Below are 458 nucleotides of genomic sequence, written 5' to 3'. Positions count from 1 at the left end.
CCCGGTGTCCCCTACAGCGTCGTGAAGTCCGTCGCTTCCGAAGACGTACACATAGTGGCCCGAGGGCACGACTCCAGTCCCAGCAACGATTGGGAGGACTCGTACGTTCTGCTGAAGGTGTCCCCGGGCGGAGACCCGGTCGGCGACATCGACAGCGCGCTTCGATCGGCGGGTTGGAAAACAAGCACCGGGGGCGCTGCTCCCTTGCTCTTGTCCGGGGACAAGTCCGCAGACAAGGCGAAGTACGGGGTGACGGTGCTGAACTACGAGGATTTCGAATGTCTCGACCGGCCGCAACTCTGTGACGGCTTTAAGAATGCGGCAAAGGGTCACGACGGAAGCCTATTCGTAGCGACCTTCATGCCCTACGTCTAGGGTCTCTGAGTGGCGAAGCGCTGGGCCTCCGACATGCAGAGTGCCGCAACGATCTTCCTCCACCCACCACTCTCCCCAGCTCC

General features: G+C 61.8%; 1 protein-coding gene. It reads left to right on the top strand.

Annotation, left to right across the window (positions count from 1 at the left end; translation table 11 throughout):
• Positions 1 to 375: hypothetical protein (locus tag C9I57_RS32985; protein WP_181322037.1), on the top strand; the 375-nt coding region annotated here is incomplete at its 5' end.
• Positions 376 to 458 lie beyond the last annotated feature (83 nt).

Origin of the sequence: Trinickia symbiotica (genome assembly GCF_003028655.1) — a bacterium.
Taxonomy (GTDB): domain Bacteria; phylum Pseudomonadota; class Gammaproteobacteria; order Burkholderiales; family Burkholderiaceae; genus Trinickia; species Trinickia symbiotica_A.
The sequence above is the reverse complement of the archived record's forward strand: the minus strand, read 5'-3'. Positions and strand labels throughout refer to the sequence as shown.